Origin of the sequence: Tautonia sp. JC769, assembly GCF_040717455.1 — a bacterium.
Taxonomy (GTDB): domain Bacteria; phylum Planctomycetota; class Planctomycetia; order Isosphaerales; family Isosphaeraceae; genus Tautonia.
Window position 1 is genome coordinate 16,761 of record NZ_JBFEFH010000018.1, and the last position, 17,462, is coordinate 34,222.

Consider the following 17,462-nt stretch of genomic DNA (forward strand, 5'->3'; position numbering starts at 1 on the left):
CCCTTTGCACCCAGAAGAACTCTCGTTCATTCTAGGCACGCACGATCATCTCGGGAAGTTCATCTTCAAGCGGATCTGAAGAATGGTCAAGGAGTTTGCATTCACCCGGCGGCCTCCGGGGGGCGATCTTCGCCTCCGCGCCAGGGCGGATCGCCGCGGCCGGGGGCCGTGCATCGGGAGAGGCGTCCTCAGCCTTCGGTCACCGCTCCAGGATCCCGGGCCGCGGGAGCGGGAAGCCCTTCACCATGACCTCAAGTTTGGGCCATCGTTGGGCTTCGGTCACGACTTCGAAGCCTCGCTCGTCCACGACGATCGTGTCTTCCGACCGGGCCGGGCCGACACTCGGGGTCCATCGGACCGGCACGTGCGACCGGAGCGGGAAGGAGGTTTCGGGCAACAGGGGGCGCTCGACCGGCCGGTAGCCGATGATCGCCCCCTGGGTCGCCAGGGTCCACTCGTGCGGATGCCCGAATTTCTCGTAGATGCGACGGACCCGCCGGAAGACCTCGGCGACGGACTGGCCGGGGCGCGAGAAGTAGATGGCCGTGGCGTCGACCATCGCGGCGACCGCAAGGGCCTCCTGGACGGCCTTGGGGACGGGGCCGAACGAGACGATCCGGGTGACGGCCGCACACTGGCCGTGCCTCCGGCCGACGGCGGTGATGGTCGCCATGCGCTCGATCGGCACGGACTTGAAGGTCGGCTGGCGATAGCGGCGCGCCCGGTCGTCGTTGGCGACGCAGAGGTCGACCGGCGTGACCCCCTCGCGGAGCATCCGGTGGGCGAGGTGGCCGGCCAGGTCGGCCTCGGTCTCGCCCGGGTGGAAGTTGCGGCAGGTGGCCTCGACGCAGAGGGTCATCGTCCGCCCGAGCTCCCGGAGGCGCTGGCGTTCCAGCCTGGTCAGGGCCAGGCGGAGCTCGCCGAGCCCGTCCTGATCGACGGCGAGGCCCAGGCCGTGCGTGTCGGTGACGACCTTCTTGCTCCGGCTCAGGGCCGCGACATTGGCCTCGACCGGTTCGTGCCAGGGCCGCTCCTTGAGGTGGAAGCCGAGGCCGGCCACCTCCTCCTCGAAGATGCGGGGGCTCTGCACATTGTCGGTCAGGATCGCCCGAGACTGCCGGGTGACGAACACCAGGGCCGAGGCCCGCTCCGACGACCCCAGGTTCTGCCGGAGCTCTCCCCCGGCCGTGAACCAGGAGACCGACTCGGCCCGCCCCAGGATGGCGGCGTCGTAGCCGTTGCGCTCCAGGAACTCGACGACGCGCCGGTGCTTCTCGTCGACGTCGGCCCGCCGCTGCATCAGGTCCGGGTCGAGGCGATCGGCCGCCGGGTCGGCCAGCACGGGGAGCGTCTCGGTGTGGGGGTGGTCCTCGGCGGTCTCCAGGACCCGGCGCTCGGTCGCGATCTCGCCGCTGCTGGGGTTCCCGTCGTCGTCACCCAGGTTGAAGTAGACGTCTCCGACCCGAATTTCGGTAGACACGGCCGTTTCTCCTGCTCCTCTGGTCGATCACGTCTCGGGTGATCGCATCAAGGGTTCCCCGGTCGGCGTGGCGGCTCCGGACGATCTGGGTACGCAGAAATCGGGCCAGTCGCATCCGTCGCATGGAAACCGGAGATGGATGTCGGAGTCATCTTGCTTCCATGACGAGGAGTGCCTGTCGGGGTCCCCCGGGCGATTGTGGGGAAGCCGATCATCCGTCGGGGCGAACGCTCGCGGGTGCGAGGGGGTGATGGGTGGACTCGGGCTCGGGCTAGGGCTCGGACTTCGGCGCCGATCGGGTCGCCCGGCAATTGCGCCTATGGTTCCGCGCCCTCCTCGGAATTGCAAGGTTCTGGCGGCGGTGGCGTCCCATCCCGATCCGGGGCCGACTCGGCGCCTGATCGCCGTCGGAAGCGGAAGTCGCAGAACGGCGCCCCTTCCAGGATCGTCTGGGATCGAGACAGCTCGATCTCGGGGTCGAATCCGGACGCCAGGGCCGCGTCGCGGCAGCAGGAGAGGCTCGCCCCGAGCGGGTCGAGCCCCAGCCGGTGATACATCTCGGCGTACCGGCAGCGGGTGACGTTGAAGTCGAGCCGATCGGCCGACTGCTCCAACACCTGAAGCTCCAGGGCACCTCCTTCCGTCCAGCGGTCGAGCGTCCGGGCGAAGTCGAGCAACCCCCCCGCGGCGCCCGACCGGGCCAGTTCCGCCCCCGAATCACGAGCCAGGCCCTCGATCACCCGGCGCAGGAGGGCAACGGTCCGTTCCTCCCCCAGTTCCTCGCGCACGGCGTCGATGAGCGGCGCGACGATCCTCGCCTCGATCTCCCGCTGTTCCAGCAGGGTGATGCGTCGGGGCGTGGGCGGTTCCCGGTCTTCCATCTCCTCGCACTCCCGGAGAAAGGACAATTGAACAAATTGAGGAGGGTTGGCGCGGCCATGATCACTGCTCGGATCACGTAAAGTGTACTCCCTTCCGGCCCGGGGTTCCCGGCCCAGCCTCGGGGTTCCTGGCCCGAATCCGCCGCGATTCTCGCGCGATCGCGCCAGAGAATGCCGGAATTCACTTGACGCAAGAGTGGATGCACGCTCTGATTGGCGGTGTGGAAGAAACCCAGGACGGGGCGAACGTCGGTCGGGATGAGCGATCTGCGACCTTGCAAGTGAACATCTTCGCGTCGACGATCGTCTGAACGTCTTGAAGGAACCGGTGTCACCACCGCCCGCGATCGGCCCGGACCGGTCGATTCCAAAGGCTCAGCCGGAGGAGGCCCGCCATGTGCTGCCCGTCGATGATCGGCCTGGTCTGGATTGGATGGCTCGGCCTGGGCCTGGGAACAGCGGTGCCCGACGAGCCCCCGTCATACCCCGACGAGGCCGCCTACCAGGCCGCCGCCAGTGCCGCCGGGCGCGATGCCGATGCGCAAATGCAGCTCTCGCTCTGGTGCGATTCCCAGGGCCGACACGCCGAGGCGCAGCATCACCTCGCCCTGGCCGTCCTGATCGACCCCGACCACGCCGCCGCGCGGGCCCTGATGGGCCGCGTGCGGGTGGGCGATTCCTGGGTCCGGCCGGGGGACGTGCCCCGTCGCTTTGCCCCCGGACCCGAGCAGGCCGCCCTCCGCGAGGAATACGAAGGGCGCCGCTCCCGGCTCGACCCGACCGCCGAGGCCCACTGGAAGCTGGGCCTCTGGTGCGAGCAGAAGGGGCTCGCCGACGAGGCCACGGCGCACTTCACCGCCGTCACCCGTCTCGACCCGAGGCGCGAGGCCGCCTGGAAACGCCTCGGGTATGTGAAGAAGGATGGGCGTTGGATGACCTCGGCCCAGATCGCCGCCTCGCAGGCCGAGGCCGATGCCCGGGCCGCCGTCGAGGCCCGGTGGGGTCCACTCCTGGCGCAGTGGGCCGCCCAGCTCGCCGATCCCGCGGGCCGCGACGAGGCGATCACCGGGCTCGGCTCGGTCGATCACCCGCTGCTGGTCCCGGCCGTCTGGTCGGTGCTCGTCGCCGGCCCCCGGGCCGACCAGCCGGTCGCGGTGCAGGTCCTCGGCCAGATCGATGCCCGAGACGCCTCACGGGCCCTCGCCCAGCTTGCCGCCTTCAGCGACGACGCCGAGGTCCGCCGCCTGGCGACCGAGACACTCAAGCGTCGAGACGCCCGCGAATGGGCCGACGCCCTGATCCCGATGGTCCGCAAGCCGATCGAATACAGCGTCGTCCCCGTGGGCGGTCCCGGTTCGCCGGGCGAACTGTACGTCGCGGGCAAGCGGTACAACTACCGGCGACTCTACGCCGCTCCGCCCCCTCCCATGATCCCGATGATGCCGGGCGACCAGTTCGTCGTCGGGCCGGATGGGCTACCCGTGCTGACTCGTCAGGAATTCACCAGAAATCCGTTCCATTATTCGCAGATCCAGCACCTACTGGCAGGTGCCTCGCCGGAACGCCGCCGGGAAGTCTCCTCCCGGCTGCAACAGGCTGGACTCGATCCCAAGCTGTCGGAGACCCTAGTCGACCACTTCGGCCAGCCGAGGGTACCTCATCTCGATCCGAACAATCTTGCAGAAACTTTGGGCCCTCCCAATCCTGGGACGAGGTTCAGTGTCCTGGGTCAGCGCGAGTACCAGATTCCGATCGGCCAGATTCTCCTCGAAGCGGAGCGGGCCGCGGCCCTAGTCCAGGAAAACCTCCGCCGGGACGTCCTCACCATCGAGATGCACAACGCCCCGATCCGGTGGCTCAACGATCGTGTCGTGCCCGTCCTGGAAGAGGCCACCGGTGCCCGCAATGGCGCCGAGCCCGACGCCTGGAAGGCCTGGTGGATCAACCAGATTGGCATGAGGCAGGTGCTTCCCCGCCCGCCGGACGGCACCTCGACGTTCACCGATGTCGTGACAGCCCAGCCAAGGCCGGTCCCGATTGGCGTTTTCGACCGACCATTAATCGCCATCCGGGTCATGAGTTGCTTCGGTCGCGGGACCCTGGTCCATACGATCGATGGCCCCCGGCCCATCGAGGAACTCCAGGTCGGCGACCTGGTCCTCAGCCAGGACACGACCACCGGCGCCCTCTCCTATCGCCCGGTCGTCGCCACGCATCACAACCCGCCGAGCAAGACGTTCGAGGTCCGTCTCGATGGCGAAACGATCGTCTCCAGCGAGTTCCACCGCTTCTGGATCGCCGGCCGGGGCTGGGTGATGGCCAGGGACCTGAAGGTCGGCGAAGTGGTCCGGGCGCTCGGCCGCACGGCCCGGGTCGAGGCGATTGTTGATGGCCAGGTCCAGCCGGTCTACAACCTCGACGTGGCCGATTCGAGGAGCTTCTTCGTCGGCGATCTGGGGGCGTTGGTGCACGACAATTCGCTCCCGTCGACGACGATCGCCCCCTTCGACGCCGTGCCCGACCTTGCGGCGCTGAAGCCTCTTGAGGCCCCCGAGGCCGACTCGGGGGGCTGAATCGATTGACAGCGGCCCTCCTCCCCGCGAAGATCCATCATGAGGAGAGGGGAGGAGGTTGCCGCCATGCCGGGGATTCTGGATCGCGTCGAAGACCGAGCAGACGGGCCGTTCTTGCTCGGCACCGGGGTCGCGGTCGCCGAGGCCGTCGATCGGCTCGAGGCCGGGGAGAATGCCGAGTCCGTCCGCCGGGCCCTGGGCCTGCGGGCGGCGGACCTCGTCGCGGCGATCGCCGCGGCCGGGCTCGGCCCGGGAGACGACGACGGCCCTCCTCTGGTTCATGCGCGTCCGCGCCGCCCGAGGCTGGCGGAGGCCGTCTCGGAGCAGAACCTCGTGGCCTTGTTCCCGGACGCCGATCGCCCGAGCCTGCTCGCCCTGGCCGGCGGGCTCTTGCAGATCCTCGACGCCTGGGACGCGAGTCACAACGCGGCCCAGGAGGCCGACGATCGGGGCGAGCGCACCACCTCGCTGTTCTGGCACGGCATCGCCCACCGGCGCGAGCCCGACCCCGGCAACGCCTCGTACTGGTTCCGCCGCGTCGGCCGCCATCCCGACTTCGTCGCCCTGGCCGAGGCCGCCCGGCCGATCCTCCGCGATCACGGCGACGACGCCCTGACCGCTCGGTTGCTCCGGGACGGCTGGGACCCCTTCGCCTTCGTCGACTCCTGCGCGGAGGCCCGCCCGGAATCCCCCTCCGCCGTCGTCCTGGGCCGGATTCAGCGGCAAGAAATGGCGATCCTGCTGTCCACTTCATTGCGGCACGCCGATCGCTGAGCTCTGTTTCTCGTTGATGGGCCCCGACCGACCCGCCTCGACGTCAGACCGAGGCGGGGCCGTGGGCCGCCCATGTTCGCCTCACCGTTCCCGGGTTGTCGGGCTCCCGCAAACCGCCCGACCCAAGAGGAGATGGTCAATGCATGTCCAGCTGAACACGAACAACCACGTCCACGGGTCCGCCGACCTCGCCGACCGCATCCGCGCCGAGGTCGAGGATTCGCTCGGCCGCTTCGGCGAGCAGATCACCCGCGTCGAGGTCCACGTCAGCGACGTCAACGGCTCGACGAAGGCCGGGATCGACATCAAGTGCACCATCGAAGCCCGGCTCGCCGGCCTGCAGCCGATCGCGGTGACCGATCAATCGACCAACGTTGACGACGCCGTCACCGGCGCCCTCAAGAAGCTGGAACGTTCGCTCGACAGCACCACCGGGCGCCTCGGCCACGTCAAGGGCCGCACCTCGTTCGGCGGCGATCAGGAAATCTGAGCACGCCGGGAAGCCCTCGCGAGCGAGCAGAAGGGGGAGCCGATCCAGGCTCCCCCCGTGCGTCGAGGGACCCTCACGAGCCAGGGCGGGCGTCGGCTCATCGGGATTTCTGGGCCGACGTATGCTCCTCCTTGGCGAGCCGGCGTTCGCGTTCGAGCTGAATCTCGAAGGGGTCGGGCGTGCCGCGGGCGCTTTGCTGAAGGACGGTCGCCGTCGGGTCGGCCCGGAACCGGTCGGGGGCCAGGCGGGCCAGCACCCGGTTGTAGAGCAACGTCACCGAGCCTTTCGGCCGCGAGCCCCGGTGCTGCTCGATCGCCTGCAACGACTCGACCAGCGGCCGCTCCTTCACCACGAACTGGTAGATGCCCCACCAGGCCGGGGTGCGGTCCATGCAGGCATGGCAGTGCAGCAGGATCGGCCAGGCGTCCGGATCGCGCGCCAGGCGGAGGGTCTCGTCCATGAAGGCCTCGGCCTTGCTGGCCTCGACCGGGCTCCGGACGAAGTGGATGTCGTGGGCCTGGGCGAAGGCGATCTCCTCGTCGAGGTGCGGGCTCCGAAGGCCGGGCAGATCTTCCTGGAACAGGTTGATGATCGTCTTGAATTGGTGCCGCTCATGGAGCACTTCCAGCCCCCGGCCGTGCGGCATGGCGCTGATGTAAATCTTGCCCGGGTCGATGGCGCGGAAGCGTTCCAGCGGCCGGTGATACCAGAAGACGGTCAGGCCGACGACGATCAAGGCGACCGCCATGCCCACCACGGCGAATCGGGTCCCGACTCGGGCCAGTCGAGGCGTCGGCACCGGCGGCATTGCGCGGATCAGGGTCGCCAGCCAGAGCCAGCTCGCGCCGATCGCCGCCCACCGGGTCCAGAACCCCCTCGGCTCGATCGCCGGCCATTCCAGGGTTCGCAGCCCGGCCAGCAGCCCGGCCGCGACGAGCATCGGCACCACCCCCGACCGCTTCGCCCGCAGCATCAGCAACGGCCAGGCGCGGTCCACCCCCTTGATCCCGACGGCGATCACCCCGAACAGCACCAGTCCCGCCACGGCAATCGCCCCGCGCAACGCGCCCGGGGCGGACGGGTCGAACACGACGCGCCAGCCGAGGCCATGCCAGCCGTCGAAGGTCGGCCACGGGTTGGTCACCGACCAGAAGCCCACCAGCGAGACGCCCAGCGCCGCCATCCAGAGCGAGCCGCCCGGCCCGGCCTGGCGTCGTCGCGCCACGCCGAAGGCCGAGAGTGCGACCGCGGCCGACGTCAGGTACATGGCGATGCGATCGAGCGTATCGCCCGGCTCGGCCACGCGATAGGCCGCCGGGGGATAGGCGCTGAAGATCGGCCGGACGACCTCGGGGAATTCTTCATCGACGCCGGTGGGGAAGATGACCAGGTAGCCGATCGCCGGGACGAGGGCCAGGGCCAGCACCATCCAGGGCCAGTGTCTCCGGGTGAACCGGGCCTTGGGGGATTCTGGACTCGGTCGCATCAGCGATCCTCCTTTGAGCGCGAGCGGGACGACGGTGGAGAGGGTCCCGATCGCGTCGAGCCGGGACAACCGACCGCACGTTGTACGGCCCCCGGCCGATCGGGCAAACCCCAATCCGGGAGATCGCCCCCCCGGCATCGATGCGACTTATTCGGGGGCCGCCGGGGGCGCCGACTCCCCGGCCAGGGGCATCCGGCAGTCGGGGCGTGGCTTGCCCGGGCCGACGATCGGCGGGTTCAGGAAGTGCCGCTCGACGATCGAGAAGAAGCCAAGGCTGATCGCCACCGCCGCGATCGAGACGACCGGGATGGTGAGGAACACCCGCTCCCAGAAGCCGGTGATCCCCAGCTCGTACAGGCCGAACGTGCCGACCGTCGTGACGGGCAAGTGATAGAGATAGACGCTGTAACTCCGCCGGCCGACTTCCTTGAGCGGCACGATCCACCGCCACCGGCAGATGCGATCGTCGGAGTCTCGCAGGGCGATCAGCAACAGGCCGAAGACGGCCGTCACCCCGGTCGAATAGGCCACCGGCGTGTTCGCCATCTGTTCCCGGAAGCCGATCAAGGCCGTCCCCACCAAAGCCAGTTCCACCGCGCGGCGCTTCCAGGGTTCCGCCGGCACGTTCAGCCGCCAGTAGACCGCCAGGCCGATGGCGAACTGGTGCCAGAGGTCGAAGAAGGTGCCGCTGAGCCGGTGGATCATCCCCACATCGGCCGCCACGACCCGGATCAGGACGATCACCACCGTCGTCCATCCCATCGCCGCGTAGAGCCGCTTCGACGCGAGCATGAGCATCAGGAAGCAGAGGAAGTAGAACTGCTCCTCGTAGCAGAGCGACCAGGCGACCCTGGTGAAGATCAACGCCGGCCCCCCCGCGACCAGCGGGCGCCACGTCTCGGTGAGCGTCAGGTTGCCGAGCCACTGGGGCGGGTTCACGTCCCGCGGCAGGTTCATCTCCAGGCCGTACGGCGAGTGGCAGCAGAGCAGGCGCTCCAGGCCCATCCGCTGGAACGCGATCGCCACCAGCACGAACCAGGCGACCGCCGCCCAGTACGGCGGGTAGATCCGCCAGAGCCGACGCCCCACGAACCGCACCGGCGAGGTCCCCCGCCTCCTCATCGCGTCCACGCTCGCGGCGATGCAGTAGCCGCTGATGACGAAGAACAGCGGCACGCCCAGGTCGAAATGCCGCAGCACCGCATTGATCGTCCGCCCCAGCCCGGCAAACGCCCCCGACTCAGGGGCCTCGCCCGGCAAGAGCACGAACCCCGCGTGATGGACGACCACCATCAGGCAGGCCACCCCCCGGAAGACGTCGAGGAGCGTATAGCGTGGATTCCGCTCAAGCGGGGGCAGATCCATCATGAAGGGAGAACCGATCCGGGGGGGCGGCCTCGGGGATAAGACGTTTCGATCTCACCCGGACATCCTACCGCCCCGATCGCCTCGCCGCGGCGCATTCCCGGGGATTTCCGGCCGAATCCGGCCCCCGGACCCGCGTCATGGTGCCGTTTTGGGGTCAATCCTGATCCCGGCTGCTCGTCTCGACGTCGGCCAGGTAGGCCAGGGTGCGGTCGAGCTGATTCTTCAGGTGCCGTACGCGCAAGAGGCTCTTGACCCGGCAGAGCAGCTCGACCTTGTTGACCGGCTTGGTCAGGAAGTCGTCGGTCCCGGCCTGCACGCCGCGCTCGAAGTCGGACGCCTCGTTCAGGGCGGTGACGATGAGGATCAGGGTGTTGCTCGTCTCCGGGTCGGATCGGATGGTCCGGCAGACCTCGAAGCCCGAGACGCGGGGCATCATCACGTCGAGCAGGACGAGGTCCGGCTTGTGCTCGGCGACGACCTTCAGCGTCTCCTCGCCGTCCGAGGCGGTCAGGATCTCGCAATCGAGGCCGGTGAGATAGGCTTCCAGCAGCTCGACGTTCTGCGGGTGGTCGTCGGCGATCAGGATCACCGGCCGATCCGAGGAGGTGTCCATGCGTGGCTCTGCCCTGCTTCCACGAGCTTCGGAACGATCCGTCGTGTCGGATCCCCTGTGTCGCCCCGAGTCTACCAATTCCGACGAAATTCAGGAATGGAGCTTCCGACGACCGGGAGCCTCCCGTCGATTCCTCGGGGCCAACCCGGGCGGCGGCCCTTGCCCGGGGGCATTCCTGGTGTAAGACTTCTGATGTGGGCCGTTGCGCGGGGCGATTCACCCGATGGCTCGGGGCAACCGGCGGAGCCCGGCCCTGCCCGAGGCTCTCGGGGGATCGATCCCTCCCGCATCGCGTCCTTCGACTCCAAAGACCCCCCGCTCGGCATTCCCATTGTTATGGGGCTTGGCTCGCATCCGGGACGGTCCGCGGACCTTCGACGATCGATCGTCTCTCCTGGGAGGTCTGGACGTGCCCCTCCGCGACTTCGACCGCCAGCTTCTCGATCGCTGCCTGAAGCACGAACCCGGCTCCTGGATCGAGTTCGTCGATCGTTACATGGGCCTGATTTATCATGTCATCAACCATGTGGCCTACGCCCGCAGCGTGACGCTCTCGGCCGCCGACGTCGAGGACATCTGCGCCGAGATCATGCTGCGGCTCGTCGATGATGACTACGCCATCCTGCGACGCTTCAAGGGGCAGAGCTCCCTGCCGACCTACCTGACGGTCATCACCCGCCGGATCTGCGTCAAGCAACTGGTCAAGCGGCAGCGAGAGGCCTCGCTCGGCCATGCTCGCGCCCACCGCGCGGTCGTGATGGCCGAGGACGAGGAGGACCTGGCCGAGCCGATCGCCTCGGCCGAGGAGGTCGAGGTCATGCTCCGACAGCTCTCCGGACGCGAGGCCGAGGTGGTCCGCCTGTACCACCTTTCCTCCCTGAATTACCGGCAGATCGGCAAGCAACTGGGCATCCCCGAGAATTCCGTCGGCCCGATCCTCGCCACCGCTCGCCGCAAGCTCCGCGAAGCCGCCGAGGAACGCTCGCGCTGACTCGCCTCGGTCTCCTGAAGCCCTTCGGCCGGCCGAGCTTCGGGGACGGTCCGGCGTGTGTGCCGGATTGCAACCGGGGCCGGCGAGTTACTCCAGCACCAGGGTCACGCCCAGCGTCGCCAGGGCCTTCTGGAGCCGTTCCGGGTCGCCCGATCGGACGATCGCGGCGGTCGGGCCGAGGCGGTCGCCGAACAGGGGCCGGGTGTCGGGATGCTGGAGCAGGCCGTCGAGCACCTCCGCCCGCTCCGTCCTGACGATCAAGGGGCGACCGACCCGGACGGCTTCGGCGGGCTGGGCCCCTTCGAAGCCGACGATGCTCGCGAGCCATCGGACGACCGGCGGCATCGGTGCGCCCGTCCGGTGGGCATACCACTGCGACAGGCCGGCGAGGGTCAGCCCCTCGTTCGACGCCCGGCCCAGCGACGCGGGAGAGACGACATGGCGGCGGCGGAGCGTCGTCTCCGAGGCGTCGGTCGGCACGGGGTCGGCGAAGCGTGACAGCTCGGCCTCGATGAACAGGTCCCCCCGAGCCGGGTCGGCCGCCAGGGAAACGCCGTCCGGGCCGACCTCCACGCACGACTCGGGGGGCTTGCGATAGTCCCTCGCCCCGGCCAGCTGGAAGCGACGGAACGGGATGGCCCCCTCGTCCTCGACCAGCAAGACCCGGTCGGCCACGCGGACCGGGGGCGGGGCGGTCCCCTCGGCCCATTCGGCCAGGGCCGTTTCCAGCTCCGCGGCGCTGGAGAACTCGATCAGGGTGGCCGAGGCGTAATAGGTCAGGCGATCACGCCGGCCGGCCCACGAGGCGATCGCCCCGGCGACGCCGTCGGGCAGGGGGCGGACGCCGTGCCGGGTCAGCCAGTCGCGAATCTGATCGACCGTGAGCCCCGAGGCCAGGCCGCGGTCGATCGCGTCGGAGTTGAGCCGGAGCGTGAGGGCCGACCCGAGCTGCGACCATCGGGCGAATCGGCTCAGGCGGCCGATCAGGGCCGGATTGAGCCCCTGACGATAGGCGACAATCTCGAAATTCGGCTGCACGAACAGGAATTGCTCGATCCGAGGCGGAGGCGGCGGCGGCGGCCCGAGCCCCAGCACGTAGCGCCCGCGGTCGGTCAGTTGCACCGCGGGGGTGCGGCTCGGGCCCGCCTCGCCGACCCGGACCAGGCCGAGCAGGTACGCCGGGCCGAGCAGGGTCGATCGCAGGACCTCGGTCATCGGATCGCCCGGGGGCGTCTCGTCGGCCGATCGGCCCCGACGACGCTCGGCCTTGCCGCTGGGTTCGGGAAGCGTCGGGGGGCGCATCCGATCCGAGAGCCAGGCGGCCAGCCCATCCAGGCGGACCCAGGCCCCTTCCTCCAGGCTCGCCAGCCAGAGCAAGGTGACCGGGCGCAGGGCCAGGTTCGATCCCGGGTCGGCCCCCCGGTCGGTCAGGTCCACGCCGCCGAGCCAACGCGCGGCGATCATCTGCGGCAGATGCACGCCGTGCTCCGCCCAGATCGACGCCGGGGCTGCGACAATCCGATCGCTCTCCGGCTCGTCGATGAGCAGGCCGATCGACCGGGCGAGGCTCAACCAGAGCGAGACGTGATCTTCGGGGGCGTGCAAGACGTCGGCAATCGGCCCGGCCAGGGCCGGGTCCTCGTCGAGCCGCTGGCGATCGCGCTTGTAGAGCCCCCCTTGCCGCGTGCGTTTCAGGGGGCTGGTGTCGGCGAGCTGCCAGAGGGCCGCCAGGCGGAGGACCGCCTCCAGGCCATCCGATTCCCGGACGAGTCGCGCCGGCTCGTCGAGGACGGGCGGCCCGTCCCCCTCCGGCTCGTCCATCCGGGCCGTTTCGAGCACCGTCGGATGCGCCACCAGCCGCATCCCTCCCACGCGCTCCGGGTCGAGCGGCCAGAGGCGATCCTCGGGATCGGCCGCCGGGGGCATCGGCACGATCAGGCCCAGCGCCATCGGCCGTTCGAGCACCGCTTGCGGGTCGAGGCCGAGCCCGTTGAGGGTCTCGCCGAAGGCGACCGCCGGCCAGGCCGCGACCTCGCTCAAGGCGAACAGCCCGAGCCCCTGCCGCTCGACCGGCGAGAGGTCGGCCATCAGGCTGGCGACGACCCCCGGCGCGTCCAGCCGATCGGCCAGCTCCTCGGCAAGGCCCGTGGTCCGCCGCCCCGGGTCGCGGCCCAGCTCGCGCAGGATCGACCGCAACTGGTACGGGGTGGCCGCGGCCAGGGCCGTGCGATAGGAGCACGGCGGGGACGGCTCCCCGCGATCGTCCCCCTCGAAGGCGTCGTCGTCATCAAGCGTTGGATCCATCATCTCAGCGCACAACGCGAGGGGCGTGGCCCATGCGCCTCAGTTCCTCCAGCAAGGTGGCCTCATCGTCCGATCGGACCAGGAGGACCGTCTCCGAGAGCCTCCCGGCGATCAGGCGGGCGAGGGGCTTGCGCGCTATCAGTTCCTCGACCACGAGCGGGTCCTCGGTCCGGATCAGGGCCACGTTGCGATGCAGCTTGATCGGCGTTCGGGCGGACGGTGGGGGGGGCATCAGTCGCTCACTCGTTTCTCGCTCCGGCGCGCTCGGAGCGGTCGGTCGGGAGGGACTGCGCCGCCTCGTCCTGTTCGCCTTCCGGCTCGACGTCCTGCCCATTGGCCGGGGACGAGCACGCGCTGAGATCGAGGCCGTCGAGCAGGTCGGAGGCGTCGACGATCTCGTAGGCATACCCCTGTTCGGTCAGGAAGAGTTGCCGGTGGTGGGCGAACTCCATCTCCCGGGTGTCTCGCGAGACGATCGAGTAGAAGTGCGCCGGCTCCTCGCTCCCCTTGGGCCGGAGGATCCGGCCGAGCCGCTGGGCTTCTTCCTGCCGGCTGCCGAAGGTCCCGGAGATCTGGATCATCACGTTCGCGTCGGGCAGGTCGATGGCAAAATTGCCGACCTTCGAGAGGATCAGGCGTTGCAGTTCTCCCCGGCGGAACTTGCCGTAAAGGTCTTCCCGGACCCCGTTCGATGTCTGCCCGGTGATGACCGGGATGTCGAACCGGTCGGAAAGCTGGCGGAGCTGCTTGATGTACTGGCCGATGATCAGGACCCGATCCTCGGGGCCGTCGTGCCGGGTGAGCAGCTCGGCGACCAGCTCGTCCTTCAGCGGATTCTCGCTCGCCAGGCGGAACTTGTCGCGCCACTCGGCGATGGCGTACTCCATGCGGTTCGGGTCGGGCAGGCCCGCGCGGATCTCGATGCAGCGGGCCTCGGCGATCCAGCCTTTCTGCTCCAGGATCCGCCAGGGGACGTCGAACTTCTTCGGGCCGATCAGGCTGAAGACGTCGTCCTCGCGGCCGTCCTCGCGGACCAGGGTGGCCGTCAGGCCGAGGCGTCGGCGGGCCTGGATGTCGGCCGTCACCCGGAAGACGGGCGCGGGCAGCAGGTGGACCTCGTCATAAACGATCAGCCCCCAGTCCCGCTCGGCGAAGAGCTTGAAGTGGGGGAACGGGCCGGTCTTGCTCGGACGGTAGGTCACGATCTGATAGGTCGCCAGCGTCACCGGGGCGATCCCCTTCGAGTCTCCCGTGTAGGTCGCCACCTGGTCCTCGGTCAGGTCGGTCTTGTCGAGGATCTCGCGACGCCACTGCTCGACGGCGGTCGTGCTGGTCGTCAGGACGAGCGTTTGCGTCTTCAGGCGGGCCATGGCCGCGATGCCGACGACCGTCTTCCCGGCGCCGCAAGGGAGAACGATGACCCCGGAGCCCCCCCGGGCGTCTCCCCCGGCGTAGAAGGCATCGACCGACTGCCTCTGGTAATCCCTCACCTGGAACGGCCGGCCCGAGGCCGCCGTCCCCTCCCTCATCTCAACCGCCAGGGGAGTGCCCGGCGAGTATCCCGCCAGGTCCTCGGCCGGATACCCGGCGGCGATGAGCTGCTGCTTGAGCAACCCGCGGTGCTCGTCATCGACGGCGAACGTCGTCTCGTCGAGTCGATGAAAGAGCAGATCGCGCAAGCCTTTGCGGCGGGCCAGCTCCTCCAGCAAGGGTCGATCGGACGAGATCAGACGTAGCTCACCGTCGACCCGCTCCAGCCGGACCCGCCCGTAGCGATCGACCAGCTCGGCCAGGTCGGCCCCGAGGCTCGGGGGGAGCGGGAACTTGGTGAAGCGGGCCAGCACCTCGACCATCTCGTCGGCCGTCATGCCCGCGGCCGCCGCGTTCCAGAGCGAAAGCGGGGTGAGCCGGTAGGTATGGATGTGCTCGGGGCTTCGTTCCAGCTCGGCGAAGGGGGCCAGCGCGTCGCGGGCCTCCGGATAGAGCGGGTTGTCCACCTCAAGCAGGACGGTGCGGTCGCCCTGCACGATCAAGGGGTTGGCGGGGTTGTACTGCTGCATCGGGCTCCATGCCGTGCCAGGGGATTGGGCCGGCCCGGACGGTTCGGTTCGGGCCTCCCAAAGCGGAGAGTGCGTCTTGCGGTGGGTCAATACTGCATGGTAAGCCGACACCCCTCCATGCGGCAAGGTCGCCCGATCCCTCGGGCCGATCAATTACGTCGTCCGATCGGCAAGGGCCAGGCATTCTCCTGCAGCCAACGCCGCAAAGGGGGCAATCAACCGATCATGTCCGAGCCTGATACAACGCCACCAGGGCCGCCCCGATGGCCTGGGACAAATCACCGAGCGTGGCCGGGACGATCTGCATTCGCTCGCGCTGGCTCGGGAACAGGTAGGGCTCCGCCGTCTTTCGGACGATCCCGAGGTACCGTTCCCGGAATTCCGAGGTCGTGGCCTCCGGATCCATCAACCCCCCGCCGATCACGACGAACGACGGGTCGAGCGCGATCGTCAAGTTCGCCACATGAAAGCCCATGGCCTTCGCCTGGAAATCGAAGATCGCCAGGGCCAGCTCGTCCCCCTCCTGGGCCAGGGCCCGCAGCGCGAAGACGCGCTCCTTCATCGGGCGATCCGAGCGGGCCAGCTCGTGATCGGGGTAATCGGCCAGCTTCGCGCCGAGCAGGTGCGGCAGGCCGGACAGGGTCGTATAAACCTCCACGCACCCCCAATCGCGACCGCAGCCGCACGGATAGGCCGGCACCCCGAGCATCTGCAACGGAGCCGGCATGTGCCCGGCCTCCATGCCCGCCAGCGAATCGCCGTTGAGCGGCAGACCCCGACCATCGACATACGCCGCCCCCAGGCCCGACCCGGCGGCGAGCATCACCACGCTCCCGGTCCCCGATCCTCGCACGCGCTGCGCCTCGCCGACGCCCCCCAGGTCGCCGTCATTGCCCACGACCACCGGGATCGGCCGTCCGGTCTGCCGTTCCAGGGCGGCCATGTAGGCCGATCGGATGTCGAACCCGACGAAGCTCGCGTCCAGGTTCGCCGAGCGATCAAGCACCCCGTAGCTCCGGAACGGCCCCGGGATCGCCAGGCCGACCCCCCGGACCTGGTCCCAGGCGATCCCGTGCTGCTCCAGAAACGTCCCGATGGCCTCGACCCAGCCTCGGGCCACCGCTGCGGGACCCGCGTGCGAGTCGGTCGGCTGCTGCAAGAGCCGGGTCGAGACCAGCGACCCATCCTCCCAGACCGCGCCGACCTTCGAGGTCGTCGCCCCGCTGTCCGTCCCGATGTAAACCGATCGCGTTGCGCTCATCGCTTGATTGACTCAGATGGTTCGATGCCAACAGGAGCGTGTCACACGGCCGGGACGACGGCTCGGTGCTCGGTTGCGGCGGTCAGCACCGCCTCGCAAAGCGCGATCGTCCCCAGGTTGTCGCGGCCCGAGATGTCGGGCTCGGTCCCGGTCTCCAGGGCGATCATCAGGCCCGCCATCGGCCCGGCGAAGGCGTCGGGGAACCAGGCCTCGGGCCATCTCGGACGATGCCACTGGCCGTCATCGACGGTGGAATAGTCGATCGTGCTCGGCATGCGGTCCGGCCATCCCGGCCATCCGATCGTACCGATCGCCGTCCCCCGCGTCCCCTCGAATCGCCAGCGAATCCCGATCTCGGCCCCGCCACCTTCCCTCGCCGGGCCGGTCCAGACGTCGTCCCAGCCGCAACCTCGCGCGCCGTGGTCGTATTCGAGGATGTAGAGGTTGATCCCGTCCGAGTGCGGGAATTTCGTCCGGGGATCGGGCCTCGTGCTGGCGAGCACCCGGCTCGGGTTGCCGAGCCAGTAGCGCATCGTGTCCAGGTGGTGGATGCTCATGATGAACGTCGAGAGCGACCGCAATCCCTCGGCCCAGGGCATCCAGTGCGGGATGGCCCTCATGTCGATCGTCGCCAGCACCGGATCGCCCAGCGCCCCGCCGTCGATCAACGCCTTCAAGGCCCGGACCGAGTGATCGTACCGCATGTTCTGATTGACCTGCAGCACGATCCCCGCCGACTCGCAGAGGGCCACCAGGTCCCTCGCCTCCTCGATCGTCATCGCCAGCGGCTTCTGCGCCAGGATGCCCCGCGGCTTCCTCGGATGCGCCACCACCCGCCGGATCATCTCCGGTTGATCCTGCGGCGGTACGGCCAGGTCGACGATGCCGACCTCCGGCCCGTCGAGCATCTCCTCAACCGAGTCAAAAACCCGGGGAACCCCCCGCAACCGCGCGACTTCCTCGGCCGTCGATCGGGTCCGCGAAGTGATCCCGACGACCGGAAATCCGGCATCGGCATAGGCCACCAGGTGACAATCCCTCACGATAAACCCTGCGCCCACCACGCCGATCCCCCAGTCCTTCCGCTCGGGCAATCGGGGCAGGTGGGCATTCGCGGCGAGCACGGGTGTCTGGCTCATCGGTTCGGCTCCGACGGGGAGAGGCTGCGGCGATCGGCCGTC

At 69.2% G+C, this 17,462-nt stretch carries 14 protein-coding genes; 4 read left to right on the plus strand and 10 right to left on the minus strand.

Going from position 1 to position 17,462, the window contains the following annotated elements; all coding sequences use genetic code 11:
• Positions 1-199: 199 nt before the first annotated feature.
• Complete coding sequence (locus tag AB1L88_RS17370; RefSeq protein ID WP_367097947.1) at positions 200-1,480, minus strand: M24 family metallopeptidase; 1,281 nt, start codon at positions 1,478-1,480, stop codon at positions 200-202.
• A 317-nt stretch (positions 1,481-1,797) separates the two neighbouring features.
• Positions 1,798-2,361, minus strand: coding sequence for an L-2-amino-thiazoline-4-carboxylic acid hydrolase (locus AB1L88_RS17375; protein ID WP_367097948.1), 564 nt, complete (start codon positions 2,359-2,361; stop codon positions 1,798-1,800).
• Between the two features lie 395 nt (positions 2,362-2,756).
• Between AB1L88_RS17375 and AB1L88_RS17380 the strand changes: the two genes are divergently transcribed.
• The 3 genes from AB1L88_RS17380 (at position 2,757) to AB1L88_RS17390 (ending at position 6,198) form a co-directional block, all read left to right on the plus strand.
• Positions 2,757-4,934 (plus strand): polymorphic toxin-type HINT domain-containing protein, encoded by a 2,178-nt coding sequence (locus AB1L88_RS17380; RefSeq protein WP_367097949.1) that lies wholly within the window; start codon positions 2,757-2,759, stop codon positions 4,932-4,934.
• A gap of 66 nt (positions 4,935-5,000) precedes the next feature.
• Positions 5,001-5,708 (plus strand): hypothetical protein, encoded by a 708-nt coding sequence (locus tag AB1L88_RS17385; protein WP_367097950.1) that lies wholly within the window; start codon positions 5,001-5,003, stop codon positions 5,706-5,708.
• Between the two features lie 139 nt (positions 5,709-5,847).
• Entirely contained in the window at positions 5,848-6,198 is a 351-nt protein-coding gene (locus AB1L88_RS17390; RefSeq protein WP_367097951.1) for an HPF/RaiA family ribosome-associated protein, read from the plus strand.
• 97 nt (positions 6,199-6,295) lie between these two features.
• On the opposite strand, the gene AB1L88_RS17395 is transcribed toward AB1L88_RS17390, so the two are convergent.
• The 3 genes from AB1L88_RS17395 to AB1L88_RS17405 form a co-directional block, all read right to left on the minus strand.
• On the minus strand, positions 6,296-7,684 hold the full coding sequence (locus tag AB1L88_RS17395) for a protein tyrosine phosphatase (RefSeq protein ID WP_367097952.1): 1,389 nt from the start codon (positions 7,682-7,684) through the stop codon (positions 6,296-6,298).
• 147 nt (positions 7,685-7,831) lie between these two features.
• The gene (locus tag AB1L88_RS17400) at positions 7,832-9,052 is read right to left on the minus strand and encodes an acyltransferase (RefSeq protein WP_367097953.1); all 1,221 of its coding nucleotides are present in this window, start codon (positions 9,050-9,052) and stop codon (positions 7,832-7,834) included.
• 154 nt (positions 9,053-9,206) lie between these two features.
• Positions 9,207-9,665: a response regulator gene (locus AB1L88_RS17405; RefSeq protein ID WP_367097954.1), complete on the minus strand. Its 459-nt coding sequence runs from the start codon at positions 9,663-9,665 to the stop codon at positions 9,207-9,209.
• A 409-nt stretch (positions 9,666-10,074) separates the two neighbouring features.
• Between AB1L88_RS17405 and AB1L88_RS17410 the strand changes: the two genes are divergently transcribed.
• Entirely contained in the window at positions 10,075-10,656 is a 582-nt protein-coding gene (locus tag AB1L88_RS17410) for a sigma-70 family RNA polymerase sigma factor (protein WP_367097955.1), read from the plus strand.
• An 87-nt stretch (positions 10,657-10,743) separates the two neighbouring features.
• Here the strand turns inward: AB1L88_RS17410 and AB1L88_RS17415 are convergent, their stop codons facing one another.
• From AB1L88_RS17415 to AB1L88_RS17435, 5 genes are all read right to left on the minus strand, one after another.
• Positions 10,744-12,963: a helicase-associated domain-containing protein gene (locus AB1L88_RS17415; protein WP_367097956.1), complete on the minus strand. Its 2,220-nt coding sequence runs from the start codon at positions 12,961-12,963 to the stop codon at positions 10,744-10,746.
• A 1-nt stretch (position 12,964) separates the two neighbouring features.
• Positions 12,965-13,192, minus strand: coding sequence for a hypothetical protein (locus tag AB1L88_RS17420; RefSeq protein ID WP_367097957.1), 228 nt, complete (start codon positions 13,190-13,192; stop codon positions 12,965-12,967).
• A gap of 7 nt (positions 13,193-13,199) precedes the next feature.
• A complete protein-coding gene (locus tag AB1L88_RS17425; protein ID WP_367097958.1) occupies positions 13,200-15,020 on the minus strand; it encodes a DNA repair helicase XPB in 1,821 nt (606 codons plus the stop codon).
• 223 nt (positions 15,021-15,243) lie between these two features.
• Positions 15,244-16,281: an ROK family protein gene (locus AB1L88_RS17430; RefSeq protein ID WP_367097959.1), complete on the minus strand. Its 1,038-nt coding sequence runs from the start codon at positions 16,279-16,281 to the stop codon at positions 15,244-15,246.
• Between the two features lie 41 nt (positions 16,282-16,322).
• Positions 16,323-17,420: a Gfo/Idh/MocA family oxidoreductase gene (locus AB1L88_RS17435; RefSeq protein ID WP_367097960.1), complete on the minus strand. Its 1,098-nt coding sequence runs from the start codon at positions 17,418-17,420 to the stop codon at positions 16,323-16,325.
• Between the last annotated feature and the right edge of the window lie 42 nt (positions 17,421-17,462).